Source organism: Streptomyces sp. CA-181903, assembly GCF_050937075.1.
Lineage (GTDB): Bacteria > Actinomycetota > Actinomycetes > Streptomycetales > Streptomycetaceae > Streptomyces.
In genome coordinates, this window is record NZ_JBNJLY010000001.1 from 1,451,899 (window position 1) to 1,469,341 (window position 17,443).

At 72.0% G+C, this 17,443-nt stretch carries 18 protein-coding genes and 1 tRNA gene; 4 read left to right on the top strand and 15 right to left on the bottom strand.

What is annotated here, in order from left to right:
- Positions 1–247: 247 nt before the first annotated feature.
- Both ACQEVS_RS06270 and ACQEVS_RS06275 read left to right on the top strand, forming a co-directional pair.
- Complete coding sequence (locus ACQEVS_RS06270; protein WP_433016327.1) at positions 248–1,234, top strand: aldo/keto reductase; 987 nt, start codon at positions 248–250, stop codon at positions 1,232–1,234.
- A 271-nt stretch (positions 1,235–1,505) separates the two neighbouring features.
- Positions 1,506–3,875, top strand: a complete 2,370-nt coding sequence (locus ACQEVS_RS06275) for a helix-hairpin-helix domain-containing protein (RefSeq protein ID WP_433016330.1) — start codon at positions 1,506–1,508, stop codon at positions 3,873–3,875.
- 499 nt (positions 3,876–4,374) lie between these two features.
- Here the strand turns inward: ACQEVS_RS06275 and ACQEVS_RS06280 are convergent, their stop codons facing one another.
- The gene (locus ACQEVS_RS06280; RefSeq protein WP_433016333.1) at positions 4,375–5,232 is read right to left on the bottom strand and encodes a hypothetical protein; all 858 of its coding nucleotides are present in this window, start codon (positions 5,230–5,232) and stop codon (positions 4,375–4,377) included.
- A 47-nt stretch (positions 5,233–5,279) separates the two neighbouring features.
- On the opposite strand from ACQEVS_RS06280, the gene ACQEVS_RS06285 reads away from it, so the two are divergent.
- Positions 5,280–5,468, top strand: coding sequence for a DUF5703 family protein (locus tag ACQEVS_RS06285; protein ID WP_078588254.1), 189 nt, complete (start codon positions 5,280–5,282; stop codon positions 5,466–5,468).
- A gap of 402 nt (positions 5,469–5,870) precedes the next feature.
- On the opposite strand, the gene ACQEVS_RS06290 is transcribed toward ACQEVS_RS06285, so the two are convergent.
- The 4 genes from ACQEVS_RS06290 to ACQEVS_RS06305 form a co-directional block, all read right to left on the bottom strand.
- The gene (locus ACQEVS_RS06290) at positions 5,871–6,053 is read right to left on the bottom strand and encodes a hypothetical protein (protein ID WP_433016336.1); all 183 of its coding nucleotides are present in this window, start codon (positions 6,051–6,053) and stop codon (positions 5,871–5,873) included.
- A complete protein-coding gene (locus tag ACQEVS_RS06295) occupies positions 6,041–6,790 on the bottom strand; it encodes a chaplin (protein WP_433016339.1) in 750 nt (249 codons plus the stop codon). The genes ACQEVS_RS06290 and ACQEVS_RS06295 overlap by 13 nt, the downstream gene beginning before the upstream one ends.
- 158 nt (positions 6,791–6,948) lie before the next feature.
- Positions 6,949–7,182: a chaplin gene (locus ACQEVS_RS06300; protein WP_433016341.1), complete on the bottom strand. Its 234-nt coding sequence runs from the start codon at positions 7,180–7,182 to the stop codon at positions 6,949–6,951.
- 153 nt (positions 7,183–7,335) lie between these two features.
- Positions 7,336–8,652: a M20/M25/M40 family metallo-hydrolase gene (locus ACQEVS_RS06305; protein ID WP_433016344.1), complete on the bottom strand. Its 1,317-nt coding sequence runs from the start codon at positions 8,650–8,652 to the stop codon at positions 7,336–7,338.
- A gap of 238 nt (positions 8,653–8,890) precedes the next feature.
- Between ACQEVS_RS06305 and ACQEVS_RS06310 the strand changes: the two genes are divergently transcribed.
- Positions 8,891–8,977 (top strand) — tRNA-Leu (locus tag ACQEVS_RS06310).
- A 161-nt stretch (positions 8,978–9,138) separates the two neighbouring features.
- Here the strand turns inward: ACQEVS_RS06310 and ACQEVS_RS06315 are convergent.
- The 10 genes from ACQEVS_RS06315 to ACQEVS_RS06360 all read right to left on the bottom strand — a co-directional run bounded on the left by ACQEVS_RS06315 (position 9,139) and on the right by ACQEVS_RS06360 (position 17,385).
- On the bottom strand, positions 9,139–9,993 hold the full coding sequence (locus ACQEVS_RS06315) for a phosphotransferase (RefSeq protein WP_433016347.1): 855 nt from the start codon (positions 9,991–9,993) through the stop codon (positions 9,139–9,141).
- On the bottom strand, positions 9,974–10,879 hold the full coding sequence (locus ACQEVS_RS06320; RefSeq protein WP_433016350.1) for an aldo/keto reductase: 906 nt from the start codon (positions 10,877–10,879) through the stop codon (positions 9,974–9,976). The genes ACQEVS_RS06315 and ACQEVS_RS06320 overlap by 20 nt, the downstream gene beginning before the upstream one ends.
- Positions 10,876–12,063 (bottom strand): cupin domain-containing protein, encoded by a 1,188-nt coding sequence (locus ACQEVS_RS06325; RefSeq protein ID WP_433016352.1) that lies wholly within the window; start codon positions 12,061–12,063, stop codon positions 10,876–10,878. Before ACQEVS_RS06325 ends, ACQEVS_RS06320 begins: the two co-directional genes overlap by 4 nt.
- A 14-nt stretch (positions 12,064–12,077) precedes the next feature.
- Entirely contained in the window at positions 12,078–12,215 is a 138-nt protein-coding gene (locus tag ACQEVS_RS06330) for a hypothetical protein (RefSeq protein WP_433016355.1), read from the bottom strand.
- A 412-nt stretch (positions 12,216–12,627) separates the two neighbouring features.
- Positions 12,628–13,461 (bottom strand): helix-turn-helix domain-containing protein, encoded by an 834-nt coding sequence (locus ACQEVS_RS06335; RefSeq protein ID WP_433016358.1) that lies wholly within the window; start codon positions 13,459–13,461, stop codon positions 12,628–12,630.
- Positions 13,458–13,970, bottom strand: coding sequence for a DUF6879 family protein (locus tag ACQEVS_RS06340; RefSeq protein WP_433016361.1), 513 nt, complete (start codon positions 13,968–13,970; stop codon positions 13,458–13,460). The genes ACQEVS_RS06335 and ACQEVS_RS06340 overlap by 4 nt, the downstream gene beginning before the upstream one ends.
- Complete coding sequence (locus ACQEVS_RS06345) at positions 13,954–14,163, bottom strand: hypothetical protein (RefSeq protein WP_433016364.1); 210 nt, start codon at positions 14,161–14,163, stop codon at positions 13,954–13,956. The genes ACQEVS_RS06340 and ACQEVS_RS06345 overlap by 17 nt, the downstream gene beginning before the upstream one ends.
- Before the next feature lie 314 nt (positions 14,164–14,477).
- A complete protein-coding gene (locus ACQEVS_RS06350; RefSeq protein ID WP_433027310.1) occupies positions 14,478–15,653 on the bottom strand; it encodes an AMP-binding protein in 1,176 nt (391 codons plus the stop codon).
- Entirely contained in the window at positions 15,581–16,111 is a 531-nt protein-coding gene (locus tag ACQEVS_RS06355; protein WP_433016367.1) for an AMP-binding protein, read from the bottom strand. The genes ACQEVS_RS06350 and ACQEVS_RS06355 overlap by 73 nt, the downstream gene beginning before the upstream one ends.
- Positions 16,112–16,365: 254 nt before the next feature.
- Positions 16,366–17,385 (bottom strand): acyl-CoA desaturase, encoded by a 1,020-nt coding sequence (locus tag ACQEVS_RS06360; protein WP_398268856.1) that lies wholly within the window; start codon positions 17,383–17,385, stop codon positions 16,366–16,368.
- Positions 17,386–17,443 lie beyond the last annotated feature (58 nt).

Genomic DNA, 17,443 nt, shown 5'->3' on the forward strand with positions numbered 1-17,443 from the left:
GCTTGACCCCACACATGACGCCGCCCGGTGCAGCGGAAGCAGATCGAACCGGCCTCAGCATGTGCCCGCCCTTGCTTCCCTACGCTGATCCGAAAGAATCCGAAAGAAACGGCCCAGCCGGGCCCAAGCCCGAGCCCGCGCCGGACACCCGGCACCCACCACCCGGCACCGCACACCGCACACCGCACACCCGTGATCGTCCGGCGTCGGCCGGTCCGCCCCCACCCTGCCGATACGCTCACCCGTCATGGAGCAAAGGCATGTCGGCCGCACGGGCCTGCGCGTCTCCCGGATCGGACTCGGCACGCTCACCTGGGGACGGGACACCGACGAGCAGGAGGCCGGCGAGCAGCTCAGGGTCTTCCACGAGGCGGGCGGAACGCTCGTGGACACGGCGGACGTGTACGCGGGCGGGGCCGCCGAGTACCTCCTCGGCCGGCTCCTGGACACGGTCGTCCCGCGCCGCGACCTCGTCCTGGCGACGAAGGCGGGCAGCGTCCTGGACCCCGGCCACCGCGCCGACGCCTCGCGCGGCCACCTGCTGGCCGCCCTCGACGCCTCCCTGGCCCGACTCGGCACGGACCACGTCGACTTGTGGCAACTGCACGCCTACGACCCCGGTACACCGCTGGAGGAGACCCTCCAGGCCGTCGACACCGCCGTCGCCAGCGGCCGCGTCCGGTACGCCGGCGTCTCGAACTTCTGCGGCTGGCAGCTCGCCAAGGCCGCGACCTGGCAACTGGCCGCGCCGGGTACGCGCACCCGGCTGGCGAGTACGCAGATGGAGTACTCCCTCCTCCAGCGCGGCATCGAGCGGGAGGTGCTGCCCGCCGCCCTGGACCTGGGCGTCGGCGTCCTGCCCTCGTCCCCGCTGGGCCGGGGCGTGCTCACCGGCAAGTACCGCCGCGGCGCGACGCCCGCCGACTCCCGGGGCGCCTCCGCGCACCTCGCGCCCTTCGTCGCCCCCTACCTGACGGAGCCCGCGCGCCGCGTCGTGGACGCCGTCGCCACGGCCGCCGACGGCCTCGCCACCACGCCCCTCCAGATCGCCCTCGCCTGGGTCCGCGACCGCCCCGGGGTCACCGCCCCGATCGTCGGCGCGCGCACGGCGCGGCAGCTCAGGGCGGCGTTGTCAGTGGAAGCCCTTACGCTTCCGGACGAGATCTGCCAAGCGCTCGACGATGTGTCGGCGCCGGTGCACCGCTACCCCGATCAGGACTGGAGCGAGCTGTGAACACGGACCGCCTCGACGGCGAGGCCGCCCCCGCGGCCACGAACGGGACGACGTCCGCGACACCGGACCCGACCCGGGACCGGGCCGACGGGCCCGATGCCCCGGGGACCGTAAACGGGGGAACGGGCGCGGACGCGCCGGGGCCCGCGGGGGCGCCGCGCCGACGGCCGGGAGCACGGAGCCCGGAACGAGCGCGCCGGAGGCCCTGGAGGACGGCTCTCCGACAGGCGCGGACACACCGCAGGCCCCGCAAGACGACGCTCCGACGGGCGTGGACACACCGGAGCACGGAGACGGTACCGGCGCGTCCACGGCCCTGAGCACTGAGCCGGCCTCAAGCACCGCCACGCCCCCGGGCGGAGCGGACGCCCACGCCGAGAGCACCCCGGCGCACGAGCCGGCCGCGACCGAGGGCACGGAAAGGCCCGGCACGCCGCCGGGCCACGGATCCGGTGCACCGGACGCCGTACCGACCGGTCGGGACGCGAACGACACGGCGGCGGACGGCGAGCCAACCGGGGGCCCGGAGGCGCCGGGCGCCCGTCCAAGCGCCGACACGGCCCCGGGAGGCGCGGCGAGCGGCCCGGCCGCGCACGAGGCGGCTCCGGCGGCCACGGCAGGCGAGCGCGGCAGCGCCGGCACCGCCGCTTCCGACGATCAGCGGGGCCGCGTCCCCGCCGAGGACACGGGTTCGGCCACCGACCCCGGGCCCGCCGCACCCGCCGCACCCGAAGGCGGCGGCACGCCGCCCAAGCGCTCCGCCGTCGCCGAGGCGCTGGCCGCGGCCGTGCGGGCCGTGGAGAGCGGGGAGCGGCCCGCCGCGTCGTTCTTCACGGAGCCGGCCCGGCCGGGGGCGCGGGCGCCGCGGCGGGTGAGCCGGGCCGCCGCGCCCGCCGTGGAAGGACCGCTCGCGGAGGCGCCGTTGGACGAGGAGGCGCTCGCGGAGGTACGGCGGGTGCTGACGGCGGGCGGGGCGCCCGAGAGCCTGGCCGGGGCGGTCGTGACCGCGCTCGGCGAGCAGGCCGCCGAGGCGCTGCGCGAGGACCCGTGGCTGCTGCTGGGCGTCGTGGGCGTACGCCCCGAGCAGGCGGACGGCTTCGCCCGCGCGCTGCTCGGCGACGAGTGCGGGCCGGGCGACGCACGGCGGGCCCGGGCCCTCACCGCCTGGTTGCTGGAGCGGGCCGCGCTCGCCGGGCACACCGTGCTGGAGGAGCCCGCCCTGCGCGAGGAGCTCACCCGGCGGGCCGTCCCGGATCCCGACGAGGCGCTGCGCGAGGTGATCGCGGACGGCTCGGTGCTGGTCTTCCAGGAGCCGCTGCGGGCCCCGGAGACGCCCGAGGAGGAGGCCGGCGAGGCCGAGGTGCCGGTCCGGACCCTGTTCGGCCCGGACCGGTACGCCATGGCCGAGGAGACCCTGGCCGACGGGCTCGCCCGGCTGCTCGGCACGCTCGCCGCCGCCCCGGACCTGGACTGGGAGGGCGCCGCCGCCGCGGCCCCCTCGCCGTCGGCCGCCGAGCTGATCCGCGCCGTCGCCGCCTCCGGCCTGGTGGCGCACAGCGGCGGCGAGGCGGCCCGCGCCGAGCCCGCGGCGGTCGTGGCGGCGGCCCGCGCGCTCGGACTCCGCGCGGTGACCGCCGCGTTCACCGAGGACGGCAGGCGGCGCCTGGCCGCCGCCGGGGACGCGGAGGCGGTCACGGTCGCCAGCCTGCTCGCCGGCCGGGAGGGGCCGGAACGGGACGCCGAGGGGGCGCTCGCCGTCGACCTGCTCGCGGTGCTCGACGCGCCGCGGCTGGACGTCGAGACGGCCGCCGCCCTGGTGGAGTCACTGCCGGACGGCGCCCGGCTGGTCCTCTCCGGCGATCCCGCCGAGCTGTGGTCGGCCGGCCCCGGGCGGGTGTTCGGCGACGTCCTGGCGGCCCGCGCCTGCCCGGTCGTCGTCTCCCGCACCCCCGACCCCGGCCCCCTCGGCGAGCTGCTCTCCGGCATCGGGGCGGGCGAGCTGCTGCGGGTGGAGGCGCCCGGCAAGGAGGTCGTCATCGTCCCGGTGCGGGACGCGGGCGAGGCCGTGCACCGCACCGTGCAGCTCGTCGCCGACTCCGTTCCCCGCGCGATCGGCGTCCCGCCCGAGGCCACGCAGGTCGTCACCGTCGGCCACGGCGGCGCCGTCGGCACGCGCGCGCTCAACGCCGCCCTGAAGGAGCGGCTCAACCCGGGGCCGGGCCGCTTCGGCGGCTTCGACCCGGGCGACCGGATCGCGTACGTCCCCGCGCCCGGCCGGATGGTCCCGGGGACCGTGGTCTCCGGCGACGCGCAGGGGCTGCGGCTCGACTGCTCGGGCACCCAGGTCGTCGTCCCGCCCGGCCGGGTGGCCGACGCGGTACGACACGGCTGGGCCGTCACCGCCCACCAGGCGGCCGGCACCCGCTGGCCGGCCGCGGTGGTCGTCCTGCCCGGAGACGCGGGCGCCGGCCTGACCCGGTCCTGGGTCTACACGGCGTTCGGCCGCGGCGAGCGCCACCTGTCCGTCGTCCACGGCGCGGGCCAGGACCTGCCGCGGGCCGTGGCGGAGGTCCCGCAGAAGGAACGGAGCACGCGCCTGCGGACGCTCCTGAAGCCGCAGGCTGCGCCGCAGGCCGGGTGACCCGGCCGGGCGGCCGCCCGCTTCGCCGGGGCCGCCTGGCCGGGGCGGGGGCCGGGGCCGGGGGGCCGGGACGCCCGGGTTCCGGTGTTGGGCCCGGGCCCCGAGCCACCGGCACGGGCCAGGGCCCGGGCGGCCGGTCCGCGGTCAGGGACCCGAGACCCGCCCGGGCCCCGAGGGCTGCCAGGAATCCGAAACCACCTGGGAACGCGAGCCCGAGGCACCGGCCCGGGCCCGGTTCCGGCCCTGCACGGGGCGCGCCGGGCCGGAACCGGTCGGGGCGAGCGTGCCTCGCTCCCCAAGGGATCCCATCCCCGCGGGAGTTACGGTCCCGATCGACCTGCTGCACGAGGGCGGCATCCCCCGATCCCGTTCCCGCGGAGTTACGGTCCCTGCGCGGCCCCGGGCGGGCCGCCGCACGACTCCGGGGGCTTCGCGGGGTCGGACCCGCCGGTCCGGCCCCGAAGCCTCCCGACCGGCCCAAGCCTGGCGCCGCTACCGGTCAGCGGGGAGCGCCCGGCCTCCCCCGGCCGCCCGGCGCGCCCGCGCCACCGCCTCCTCCCGCCGTCCCCGCGCCGCCCGTGCCGTCGGCGTCACCGACCTCGTCGTCGAGGTCCTCGACCACTTCGATGTCGTCGTCATCGGACACGACACCGAGCATCCCGTCGTCCTCCGCGACCCCCAGCACCGCGTCGTCCAGCCCGTCGTCGTCGAGATCGTCGAGCTCCTCGTCGAACACGGCGCTGACGTCGAACCGGCAGACCACCCGCTGGGGATCGGCCTGGTCGAAGGGGGCCGACAGCCACTCCCCCGGTTCGGACAGGTCGTCGAGCGCGGCCACCCAGAGCGTGGAGTCGCCCTCCTCCAGGCCGAACTCCTTGTGCCGGGAGGCGATTTCATCCGGTTCGTACTCACCGAAGAGCACGCCGAGGGCCGCGTGCACGCTGCCGCCCACGATCCCCGCGCCGCCCCCGGGCCGGTGTGAGCCGGGTGCCAGGTCGGGGACGTCGGGGTCCAGGTCCGCGACCCGCTGGGCCTGGGCGAGCAGCCGTTGCGGCTCGGCCACCGCGTAGTCCCGGCGGATCAGCACGCTCAGCGCGCTGGGCTCGTCGGGGCCTGCGTAGGCGGGCAGCGAGTCGTCGCCCGGGATCTCGAAGGGGGTGACCTCGTCGTAGGCGTCGTACAGCAGCTCGTCGTACGCCTCGGCTGCCGCGGCCAGCTCGTTGAACGCGGCGTAGACGGCCGGGTCATCCTCCCCCGACCGGCGTTCGACGGCGTCGAGGTGGCGGTCCAGAGCGGCTTTGACCGCCTCGGCGGCGGCCCGTACCTCGGCAGCGGTTGGCTGCGCAGCATCAGACATAGTGCAGACGCTATCCGTACCGGGGCTGTTCCCGCACAATAGATGCGATGCCGGAATACGAATTCTGTGATGTGTATGTGCCGCGAGGGGTCTCCCGAGGTGCTGCCACACGACTGCTGACCGACCACGCCGAGTACGGACACTGGGAGTTGGACCGACTGCGCCTCTTCCCCGACGGCAGCCGAAGAGTGCGGCTGCGCCGCAGGATCATCCGCCAGCTGCGCGCCACCTGGTGAGGCCGCGCCCGGGCCGCGGAGCGGGCGCCGGGGGCGTCGTACGGAGCCGGTGACCGGCGCCTCCCCAGCCGGGCGGCGACGGCAGCGGCGGCCCGGGGCCGCGAGCGGCGGACCGCCGCACCGGCCGGACGGGGACGGGGCTGAACGGGGACCGGCCGGACGACCGTGAGCCCGCTGAGCCCGCCAAGCCCGCCAAGCCCGCCAAGCCCGCCAAGCCCGCCGGAAACGACGGAAGCGGGCCCCGGTTTCCGGAACCCGCTCCCGCGCTTCGATGCGCCCGCCCGGCGGGAAACCGACCGGCTCCGCCGGATCAGCTCCGCCGCCGAGCCGGCCTCACCGACTCAGCCCACCATGCCCACGGACCCACGCGCCCACGGGCCCGGAGACCCACAGCCGACCGTTTCAGCCCTGCTGACCGGCGCGCGACCGGCGGTAGAGGACGGCGCCGCCGAGCAGCAGGGCCGCGCTCGCGGCACCGGCCATGCCCAGCTCACCCGCGCCGGTGTGCGCGAGCTGGTCGTCCTTCTCCTCGACCGCCGCGGCGGCCGGCCGGGCCGGACCGTGCGCGTCCTTCACCACGGCCACCGGGACGATCGGGCCCGAGGTGACCGGCCCGGGGTGACGTGGCCGGGCTTGTGCACCGAGTGCTCGGCGGGCGGGTTGTGGTGCCCGGCCGGCTGGTGCTCGTCGCACGGCTTGTCCTTGTCCCCGTGGGTCCCGTGGTCCTCGTGGTTCCCGTGGGGCTTGTCCCCGTGCGGCTTGTCGGCCGGCGGGTTGTGGTGCGAGGGCTCGCCCGGGTGGTGCGGCCGGGTGTGGTCCGGGCCCCTCCCGTGGTCGTGGCCCCCGTTGATGCAGGCGTTGCCGAAGGTGGGGTTGGCGACACCGACCACGTCCACGGAGTTGCCGCAGGCGTTGACCGGCACGTCCACCGGCGCCTGGACGACGTTCCCGGAGGCGACGCCGGGCGAGCCGACGGCCGCACCCTCCGCCCCGGAGCCGCCGCCGTGGTGCCCGCCGTCGTGCCCGTGGCCCTGACCGTGACCGCCGCCGTGGCCGTGGCCCTGACCGTGGCCCCCGTGGCCACCGTTGACACAGGTGTTGCCGGAGGCGGGGTTGAGCGCCCCGACGACGTTCACGGTGTTGCCGCAGACGTTGACCGGCACGTGGACCGGCACCTGGACGGTGTTCCCGGACGCGACGCCCGGGGAGTGCGCGGCGGCGCCCTGAGCACCCGAGTCCGCGTACGCGTAGCCACCGGTCACGGCCAGCACGCTGCCCGCTGCCGCGACGGTGAGCAGGCCCTTTTTGGCGACCTGTCGCATTGCTTTGCCCCTCTGCTACTACTGCTTGCCATGCGGAACGCGCGCGGACGAGGTGCCCGCGCACGGTGTCCGGGTCGAAAGCCCGGCGGCCCCGGGGCGCATGGCGCGCGCTCCGGAGCCGCCCGGTTCTCCAATCCCTCACCCGGTGAGGGGCAACGTCACTTGTTGACGCAGATGTTGCCGTGCGTGGGGTTGAGCACCCCGACGACGTTGACCGTGTTGCCGCACAGGTTGACCGGCACCGAGACCGGGATCTGCACGACGTTGCCCGAGGCCACGCCGGGGCTGTTCACCGCGGCGCCCTGCGCCCCGCCCGCCGCCGCTGCCAGACCCGCGCCCGTGAGCACGAGACCACCGGTGGCAGCCGCGGTGGCGACGACCTTCTTGAGCATGGATTCCTCCTTGTTGGAATGCGATCCCAGCCGCGGACCGCACTCCCTGTAACGACACGGGGGGAACCGAGCTACGTAACCTTGAGCCTGTTCACTCTTTCCGGTTAAAAAAGCGCCAACTCCGCACAACCTGACGCTCTTTCAGAAAGCGTGTCAGCACTCATCCAGGAACCGGTCGAGCACGCGCGCACCGAATGTCAGACCATCGACGGGGACGCGCTCGTCCACTCCGTGGAACATCCCGGCGAAGTCGAGCTCGGGGGGCAGCTTCAGGGGGGCGAACCCGAAGCCGCGGATCCCGAGGTCGTCGAAGGACTTGGCGTCGGTGCCGCCGGAGAGCATGTACGGCACGGCGCGGGCGATCGGGTCCTCGGCCCGCAGCGCCGTCTGCATCGCCGCCACGAGGTCCCCGTCGAACCCGGTCTCCAGCGCCTTGTCCGCGTGCACGTCCTCGCGCTTGACCCGCGGCCCGAGGATCCGGTCGAGGTCGGCGAGGAACTCCTCCTCGTATCCGGGCAGGAACCGGCCGTCGACGTGCGCCGTGGCCTGACCGGGGATGACGTTCACCTTGTAGCCGGCGCCCAGCATCGTCGGCGCGGCCGTGTTCCGCAGCGTCGCCCCGATGATCTTGGCGATGCCGCCCAGCTTGGCGAGGGTGGCCTCCATGTCCTCGGGGTCGAGCGGGGTGCCCAGCGCGTCCGACAGCTCGTCGAGGAACGACCGCACGGTCTTGGTCACCCGCACCGGGAACTGGTGCCGCCCCAGCCGCCCGACCGCCTCACAGAGCTCGGTGATCGCGTTGTCGGTGTTGGTCATGGAACCGTGGCCGGCGGTGCCCTCCACGGTCAGCCGCATCCAGTGCATGCCCTTCTGGGCCGTCTCGACCAGATACAGCCGCAGGTTTTCGTTCACGGTGAACGAGAAGCCGCCGACCTCGCTGATCGCCTCCGTGACACCCTCGAAGAGGCCGGGATGCTTGTCCACCAGGTAGCGGGCGCCATACGTGCCGCCCGCCTCCTCGTCCGCGAGGAAGGCGAGCACCACGTCACGCGGGGGCTTGCGCCCGGTCCGCATCCGGTCGCGGACGACCGCGAGGGTCATCGCGTCCATGTCCTTCATGTCCACCGCGCCGCGCCCCCACAGGCACCCGTCGGCGATCTCGCCCGCGAACGGGTGGTGCGTCCAGTCCGCGGCGTCGGCCGGGACGACGTCCGTGTGCCCGTGGATCAGCAGCGCCGGCCGCGACGGGTCCTCACCCTCGATCCGCGCCACGGTCGAGGCCCGCCCGGGGTGCGACTCGAAGATCTGCGGCTCCAGCCCCACCTCGGCCAGCTTCTCCGCCACGTACTCGGCGGCGGCGCGCTCCCCGGGCCCGGAGTGGTCGCCGTAGTTGCTCGTGTCGATCCGGATCAGGTCGCGACAGATGTCCACGACCTCGTTCTCGGCGCCCGTTGTCTGTTCCGCGCTCACACTGCCTCCTCGTGGTTCGCCCCCGGGAGCCCTCTCGCGCGGACCCCCGGCGTGGGCCCACCGCCATCCTCCACCCGCCGCCGCCCGAGCCCAAGGCCGCAATCCTGCCGACACACTCCCGCAAGAACCCGCTGGTCGCAGCCCCGCAACGGCCCCCCGCCCGAGTGATCGAGCACCCCTCGAAACCTGGTATTGTTTTCCATGTCGCCGCGGGGAACACCCCGAGGAAACGACACCTGGTCCGGGTGGCGGAATGGCAGACGCGCTAGCTTGAGGTGCTAGTGCCCTTTATCGGGCGTGGGGGTTCAAGTCCCCCTCGGACACAACGAAGAACCCCAGCGGAGCTGGGGTTCTTCTGTTTATCCGGCTGTGGCGTTACCAATCGCGTGACCAACAGCCGAGCGGACTTCCCGGTCAGGCATCTTGCCTAGCCCGGCCAGGCGCGCCAAGAGTGAGAGCACCTGAGACAGGCGCACAGGGGTGCGGTCAGGCGCTCACCTCGGAGTGGACCGGTACGGGCGGGCGCACTCCGGTGAGCACTTCTGCACGGGCCACGAGGTGGGGTGCGAGGTCGGGGTACCAGCCACGGGCTACGGCTTGCAGCATCTCGGCCAGGGCCGCCAGTTCCCCGATTCGGCCGGCGGGGGTGTCGAGGATCGGCGCGAACTCCTTGCGGATGCTGGCGCCTACGTCGGGCACAAGCAGGCTGTTGGCGTGGAGGAGTCCCGCGTCATAGCCGAAGGGCACCAAGCCCCACCGCTCCCAGTCCAGCAGGCACAGGGGCGCGGCGGTGAGGTTGCCCCAGTGCAGGTCACCGTGACCGGTCACCCGCTCCACCTTGGCGGGGGCGGGGATGCCGAGGAACTGGGGGAAGGCTCGTTCGATCCACCCGTCCCGCACGGTCGTCTTCACTCCCTCCGCTTCAGCGAGGATGGCAAGGGCTTGGCGAAGGTCCGCCCACCACTCCTCGGGCAGCCCCGGGTCGTGGTCGATGTCGGGCCGGCCCGGGGACACGATGGGTTGCGTGAGGCAGTCCAGGACTTCCGACTCGAAGGCCCACTCGCCGTCAGTCCAGTCATGCACCGCGTACAGGTGGGGGCGGGGCACGCCGTCAGGCACCAGCTCCGAGGCGCCAACGATGCCCTCCCCCGCCTTCCTGCCCGCGTTCCTCTTCGCCGTCCGGCTCACCCGTAGCCACCGGTCCCCCGCTCGGCGTCCGAGAGTGACACCGAGGAAACCCCACGCCGGCGGCCCCGTGCAGGTGAGGCCCAGTGCCTTGGCCGCCCGGTCGTGGGCGGCCTCCATCAGGTCCTGTACCTCCTCATTCACCGGCGAGTTCATCCGTCACCCTCCTGAGTTCCCGGGCCGTCAGAGGCGCAGCCAGAGCCTTGGCCGCATCGTCCCAGTGCTCGCGGGTGCTCGCGGAGGTGAGGACGACATCGAGGCCGGGGCACGAGCCGACGGCCAGCAGGGCAGCGGCTGCGGCCGACAGGCCGGGACGGATGAGGTTCACGAGTTCGGGTGTCATGGCGTCGAGGAGTGCGCCCCCGTGCAGGGGAGCGGAGCCGAAGGTGATCAGCCCCGCGTCCGTCGCCCGCACCAGTGGTCCGCCGCCGTTCAGGGCCCATGTGATCGGGGCATCCATGATCATGCTGACGGGCATCTGCAAGCCCGTGAAGTGATGCTCGGCGGAACCGGCCGCCTGCCGGGCGAGCGCGAGCAACCCGGGCACGCTGAACGCTCCGGAGGTCAGGCCCGACCAGGTGGCGACGCCGTAACCGCCGATCCTGCCCGCATGGGCGAACTCTTCCAGCGCCGTGAAGACATCCCGTACACGCCCGTGCAGAGCGGCGCGGTCAAGGCCGTGCCCGTGGTGCTCGGGGTTATGCACGAACACCAGGTCCACGCGCCCGAGCGCGGCCAAGGATCGCTCCGTCTGCCAGCGGACGAAGCCCCGTTCAAGGCTGTGCCTACCGGCCGCCTCTTCCCGGGTGAGGACGCCCTCAGCCAGGGCGGTACGGCCCTGCTCCGCCGTGAAGAACCCCGTCTTCGTGGCTACCCGCACGGTCGGGTACTCCCCGAGAACAGGGCCCAGTTCCTCATGCGCCCGACCGTGGGCGTAGTTGGGTGCCGTGTCCACCCAGGGGCTACCGGCCGCCAGGGCGGTGCGTGCCGCCCGACTGACGGCACGCACGCGGTATGTCCCCAGGCAGAGCACGGCGGTCACGGCGCAGTCCCCACGACTGCGACGGTGTGGCCGTCGATGAGGATGGAGACCAGTTCGGCCACCTCCTTGACTTCCAGTCCAGCGGAGTCGGCGAGTACGCCGAGCGTGGTCGGCCGGTTGGTCAGCAGCGTGCCCAGCGCGGGCGCGGCGGACTCGGCGAAGTCCCACGCGGTACCGGCCGCCGAGAAGGTGACCGTGCCCTGTTCGCGGTTCGCCGTCAGGCGGCCCCCCGGAGCGGTGAGCTTGACCGTGATCTCCCTCCGTGCGGGGAGTCCGTCCACGTAGGGCAGGGACGGAATCGCGTGGCCCGGGTCCGTCGTGTCGATCGACTCCACCCACCGCTCCACGAGGCGGGGGTCCGCCATCATGTCGGCCACTTCACCGCGTACGGCGTCGGTGAAGTCCGACTGTTCCGCCAGCGAGCCGAAGCGCGGGATGTCCCTGCGGAGCGCGAGGGACGCCCGGAGCTGGTCGACGACCCAGAGCATCAGGTCAGCGCCCGTGTGCGGGACCATCCCGAACGTGAGGTGAAGGGATTCTGTCCCCTGGCCAGCGGTGACCGAGTGCCACCAGCCGCGCGGCAGGTAGAGCACGTCACCCGGGGACAGAACGAGGTCCGCCACCGGGTCGCCCTCCGGCTCCTCCGGCGACTCCACGTCCCGGAAGGTGGGCGCTTCACGGGTCATCCCCCACAGGCGCCACCGCTTCGAACCGCGCAGTTGGACCACCACCACATCGTGGTCGTCCCAGTGCCGGCCGAAGCCCTCCCGCTCGGTCCACGAGGCGTACACGTTGGCCTGCACGGAAGTTCCGAGGAAGCGTTCCAGCCCCTCAGCAGCCGCCCCCACGGCGGGGTGGATCTTCTCCACCGCATCGAGCACCAGCGACGCCCCGTCTCTGAGCTGGGCGTGGAAGTCGGACGGCTGGATGCGGGACCAGGTGACCGCTCGGCGGTTCGTGGTCGGGATCACGTAGCGGTGGAGCGGGACCATCTCGCCGTCGACCGACAGGCGCAGCCGGGGCGGCTCCAGCCGCTGAGTGGCAATGATCCGGTTCAGGTCGTCCCAGGAGAACAGGCCCGCCGTGTCGGCGGCTCCGGGGAGGTGCGCGTAAGAGCGGTGGTACGTCTGGGCGAGGAACCTGTCCCCGCCCAGACGCCCCGCCCACGTGGCTGCATCAAGCAACGTGGGCGCTCCCGTCAGTCGTTGCCGTCGGAACGGCCACTGCTGACGTCCGACTCCTGCTCGGCGCGGGTGCGCGCGGCCACGATCTTCCGCTTCGCGACGAGCAGGCCACCCCCCTCGGGGGCGGCCGACGTGGTGTTCTGCTTCAGCATCGGACTTACCTCTCTCTTCTCGGGGACTCCCACCGGGATTCCGGCAGGAAGCAAAGGGACAGCGACGAGCGCGGCGGACGCCGTCCTCGGTGGCGACGGGCGACCCGTGCACCGAGGGCACCCGCACGGCGGGTACTTGGTCGGCGAACCCAAGATCACCGCGTTGCGCGGGTTCACCTGCACCGTGCGCACCGGGCCGTACGTCCGGCCCCCGTCGTATGACACCCGGAGAGTCATGCGCCCGGTCGTCATGAGCACACACCAGCGTCAGGGCCGAACCTCCGCCGGTACGCCGGCCGCCACCCCACGCCGTAGCGGACCCGCTTTTCGTTTCGCTCGGTCGCTGCCATGGAGGAAATCATTGGCCTGGAAAGCGACGACTGTGTAGTTCTTTCCCGTCATGGACTAAAGATCATGAACGGCAGGTGGCAGACCACTCCACCAACAAGGCTCGCGCTTCGCCCCCGAAAAGCGCATAACCCTCCAGCGTGGAGAACAGTTCCACATGCATTTCGATGTCACGCGGATCTCTGAGGATCATGACACCGGTGGTGTTCTCCACAGTGGCCAGGGTGTTGTCGTAGACAGTGAAGGTGTCCATCGGAGCAATAGGCTTGTACCCCGCGATTGGGATGACACCGAGCTTCACATTCGTTAGATGGGTCAGTGAAGCCAGCCGATCAATCTGCATCGCCATCGCAGCCGGGGGCAGGAGTGGCCACCTCACAGCCTGCTCGGTAAGGATGAAGGTAAACCGCTTCTTCGTGTCGTAAAGAACCTCCTGCCGCTCCAGCTTCCTCGCGATCGTCTTGGTGACATCGGCCGGAGAATGGGCAAGGCTGGCTCGGATGTACTCAGAGGTGGACAGCAGTCCTGTAATCATCGAGAGCAGGAAGAAGCGGAACTCCGTGGACGAGGATTCAAGGGCAGCAAGTTCAGTCTGCTTCTTCTCCAGGCCCCTACGTCGCAGCGAGCGCAGGTCTTGCCATTCGGTGTTGGCCAGCCTCGCAAGGGCGATGACCTCCTCGATGATCTCGGGCGGAGCCACGACGGCCCGGAGGATTCTTTCCAGATCCAGCAGACTCGGTTGGGCTTTCCCATTCTCGATCCGGCTGATCTTCGATTGGGACATGTTGCAACGCCGAGCGAGCCGGTCCCCAGTGAGGCCGGCTCGCTTGCGTAGTTCTTTCAGCAGGGCGGCCAGTTCTTGCTTCGGCTGCCCCAACTGTTCAGGGTCGAACGTCACCCGCTCACGTACTCCAGGAATGGAACCGACTCGGCAACCGCAATCCGCTTCCACTGCCGGTACGGCTCGGGATCACCTTCGTACAGTTCTCGGTTTATCTGCGTCCCGTCCGCCCGGTAGTTCATCAGGACCACCTTGGACTCATCGAACATCCAGAAATCCTGATCCGGAAGCCCCGGGTTCTTCCGCTCGGTGAGGTCGAGGATGCGGATATCCTCGCCCGCCTTCACGTGGTGCCGGTAGTAATACTCGAACTCGAACCGAAGGTAGTCCGAGAGCGGGCGGGTCACGACGTGCACCCTGCCGACACTCTTCCCTTCCGAGGCCCATTGCCGAACCTCGTCCATCCAGGCCGACGTGTAATCGTCCGGAGATTTCTCCCCGGCGAGGAAGCGCTTCAGCTTCTCCGCTTCCTGGGGCATGGTGTAGACGGGCAGCGTTTCCAGCCGCCACGCCTCACGCTCCATGGAATCGAAGCAGTCATTCCACGTGTCACCATCCAAGTGCACGGAATGCCTCCCTGAGAACCGCCTCCGGGATTTCCACGAGCCCTTCCCCGGAGGGCGGGGTGAAGGCGTTGGACACGTCGTCCTGCACGACGAACGATCCCGTGGCCGTGCGGTACACGTTCGGGCAGTCCTTCTCTCCGCACTCGCCGTTGCCGTTGCCCGTAAGCCGGGTGAGCGCCGAACGTTCGAACACGCCAAACCCCCTTGCTGTCGACCCATTTGGGCCGCCTGCCCACCGACAGTAGAAGGGGTGGCGCTACGCGTCTATCCGTGAACGCGACTATGCGTGTCCTCGCATAAACAGGTCCCCGGCCGCCCCAGCCACACCCCCCAGACGTGGTCGCGTACGCGCCCGTGTGGACGTAGCCCCGTGGCGCGGTCCGGGAATCCTGACCGCAACGAAGAACCCCAGCTGAGCATGGGGTTCTTCTGTTTGTCCGGCTGACAAGCCGACATCCCGCGCGCCCCTTGGCCGCCCTTCGGGGCCGGCCGAGCGCGCGGCCGTGCTCAGGCCAAGGACACCCGCGCCACCGGGGTGAAGGTGATGTCGGTGAGGAGGGCTCGGCAGCGGAAGCGTTGGATTTTGCCGCTGGGGGTTTTGGGGAGGACGCCTCGGGGGAGGAAGAGGCATTCGTCCAGGGCCACGCCGGCCTTTTCCAGGGCCAGGGTGGCGGCCTCTTCGGCGATGGGGCGGAAGTCCTTGGGGTTTCCCTGGGGTTCGACCATGAGGACGAGGCGGGTGGCGCCCGTGTCGCCGGCGTCCACCACCGCCGCGCAGCCCTTGCGGATGTTGCGCATCGAGTCGACGGCCGACTCGATCTCCGTGGCGTAGACCTTGCGGCCGCCGACCGAGAGCATGTCGTCGGCCCGGCCGAGGACGTAGAGTTCGCCGTCGCGGAGGAAGCCCAGGTCGCCGGTACGCAGCCGGCCGTCGTGGAAGCGTTCCGCCGTGCGGGCCGGGTCGGCGTAGTAGCCCTGGGCGAGGCTGGGGGAAGCCACCTCGATCTCGGCCACGCCGCCGGACGCTCCGGCCCGTATCTCCACGCCCGGGAGGGGGACGCCGTTGGAGACGATGCGGGTGGCGTGGGGCTCGTCCGGGGCCACCTCAATCGCCTTGCCCTCGACCAGCGACGGGCCGTGGAAGGTCAGGGCGCGGGGCGCCTCCGCCCACGGTTTGCCCGAGACGGCGAGAGTGGCCTCCGCCATGCCGTAGGCGGGCTGGAACGCGATGTCCGTGAGGCCGAAGGGGCGGAACGCGGCCGTGGCGGTGGTCAGGGTGTCCCAGTCGACGCGTTCCGCGCCGATCACCGCCGCTCGTAGGCGCAGTTCCTTCGGGAGGGTGCCCCGGCCCTGTGCTCGGGCCGCCAGATAGACGGCGGTGCTGGTGCCCGCCGTCATGGTGGCCTCGTACTCCGACATGTCGCGGAACCAGGACCGGGGCGCGAGACCGAACCGGTCCGGCGTGGACAGGACGAAGTGGAAGTCGTACGCCCAGGAGTAGAGCAGGCAGCCGAACATGCCCATGTCGTGGGACAAGGGGAGCCACGAGGCAACCGTATCCGCGCCCGGGCGGCCGCCCGTCAGGTGCAGGATGATCTCCAACTGGCGTTCTATGGCGCGGGTGGTGAGGGCGCAGCCCTTGGGGGTGCTGGTGCTGCCCGAGGAGTACTGGATGAAGGCCAGGTCGTCCCGGCCGGGGGACTCGGGGTGAAGGAGGCGGACGCGCCGGCGGCGCGGAGGGCCGTCCAGCCCGCGACCGGGAGGGACGCTGTCAGTTCGGCGGGGAGCGTCGCCGCTATCCAGTCGTCGGCCAGCAGGAGGACCGGGTCGAGGCGGGCGGTGAGGGCGACCAGCTGGTCGCCGTACGCCTCCTGGCTCTGGCCGCGGGTGGGCAGCGGGAGGGACGCGACCACGCCGCCCGCCAGCCAGGTCGCGAGCAGGCCGCGGACGGTGTCGGGGGTGTTGGTGAGGATGCAGGCGACGCGGGTTCCGGGGCGTACGCCGAGGGCGCGCAGCCGGGCGGCCATGCCGTGGGCGTCCCGGACGACGTCGCGCCAGGGGGTGTGGTCGAAGGCGTCGCCCGACCAGGCGTGCAGGACGCCGCGCGAGGACCCGTTCGTCAAGGCGGAGAAGAAATCCATGGTGTGGCCGTACTCCCCGTGGGTGGTGGTTCCGATGCGCCTGTGATGCCGATGCGCCTGTGGTAACGAGGGGACCGTGGTGCCGATGGGACCGTGGTGCCGACGGGACCGTGCGGCGGCGGGACCGTCGTGCCGGCGGGACCGTCGTGCCGGTCCCGACAGGCCCGTCCCGATGCCCCCGTCCCGACGAGCCCGTCCCGATAAGTCGGCGCCTCCGGGCCGGTGCGGTGTGCGCGCACCGGCGCCGGACGGTGTCATTCGACGTCGACGAGGGTGGGGTCGGTGGGCTGGTCGCTCTTCTTGCGCTCCGCGAGGGGCGCCAGGTGCTGCTGGGACTTGAGGAGTTGGGCCTGGTCGGCGGTGGAGCCGCCGCTCACCCGGCTGATGCCGGCCTCGCGCATCTCCATCCGCTCCGGGTCGATCCGGATGACCTTCCAGGCCAGGCCGGTCTTCTCCAGGCTCCATATGAGGATGGCGGAGAGGTCGACCTCGTACCACTTCATGCCGTGCCGCGCGGACCGCGGGAAGGCGTGGTGGTTGTTGTGCCATGCCTCGCCGAAGGACGGCAGGCTCAGCCAGGCGACGTTGCGGGACTCGTCGGTGGTGTCGAAGCGGCGCCGGCCGAAGTAGTGGCCGACGGAGTTCACCGCGTACGTCATGTGGTTGATGAGGAAGATGCGGACGAGGCCGCCCCAGAGCATGCCGGTCAGGCCCGCGGTGACGCTGCCGCCGGTGATCGCGAACGCGAGCAGGCCGGGCAGCACGCATCCCGCGGCGGTGACCAGCACCAGGTGCTCGCTCAGCCAGCGCATCGGCTTCTCGCGCACCAGGTCGGGGCAGTAGCGCATCGGGTCGGACGTGAGTTTCTCGTCGAACAGCCAGCCGAGGTGGGCGTGCCACAGACCGGTCATGGTTCCCTTGAAGCCGGGCGGGAAGTCCAGGTGTGGCGAGTGGGGGTCGCCCTCCTTGTCGGCGACGCGGTGGTGCTTGCGGTGGTGGGCGGCCCAGATCAGTGGGGGCCCCTGGCCGGCCATGACGCCGGCGGTGGCCAGGGCGACCCGGATCGGCTTGTAGGTCTCGAACGAGCGGTGCGTGAGCATGCGGTGGTAGCCGGTGGAGATCCCGAACCCGGAGATCGCGTACATGATCACGAGGACCACGGCGTCGGACCAGGAGAAGATCTTGTTCCACAGCAGTGCCATGGAGGCCAGGACCCCCAGCAGCGGGATGACGGACGCGCCGAGGATGAACCAGCGGTGCTCCCTGCCGTCCATTTCCTCAACCCCTTCCAGCGGGAACGAACGAACACACGGACAGGACAGAAGGACAAGG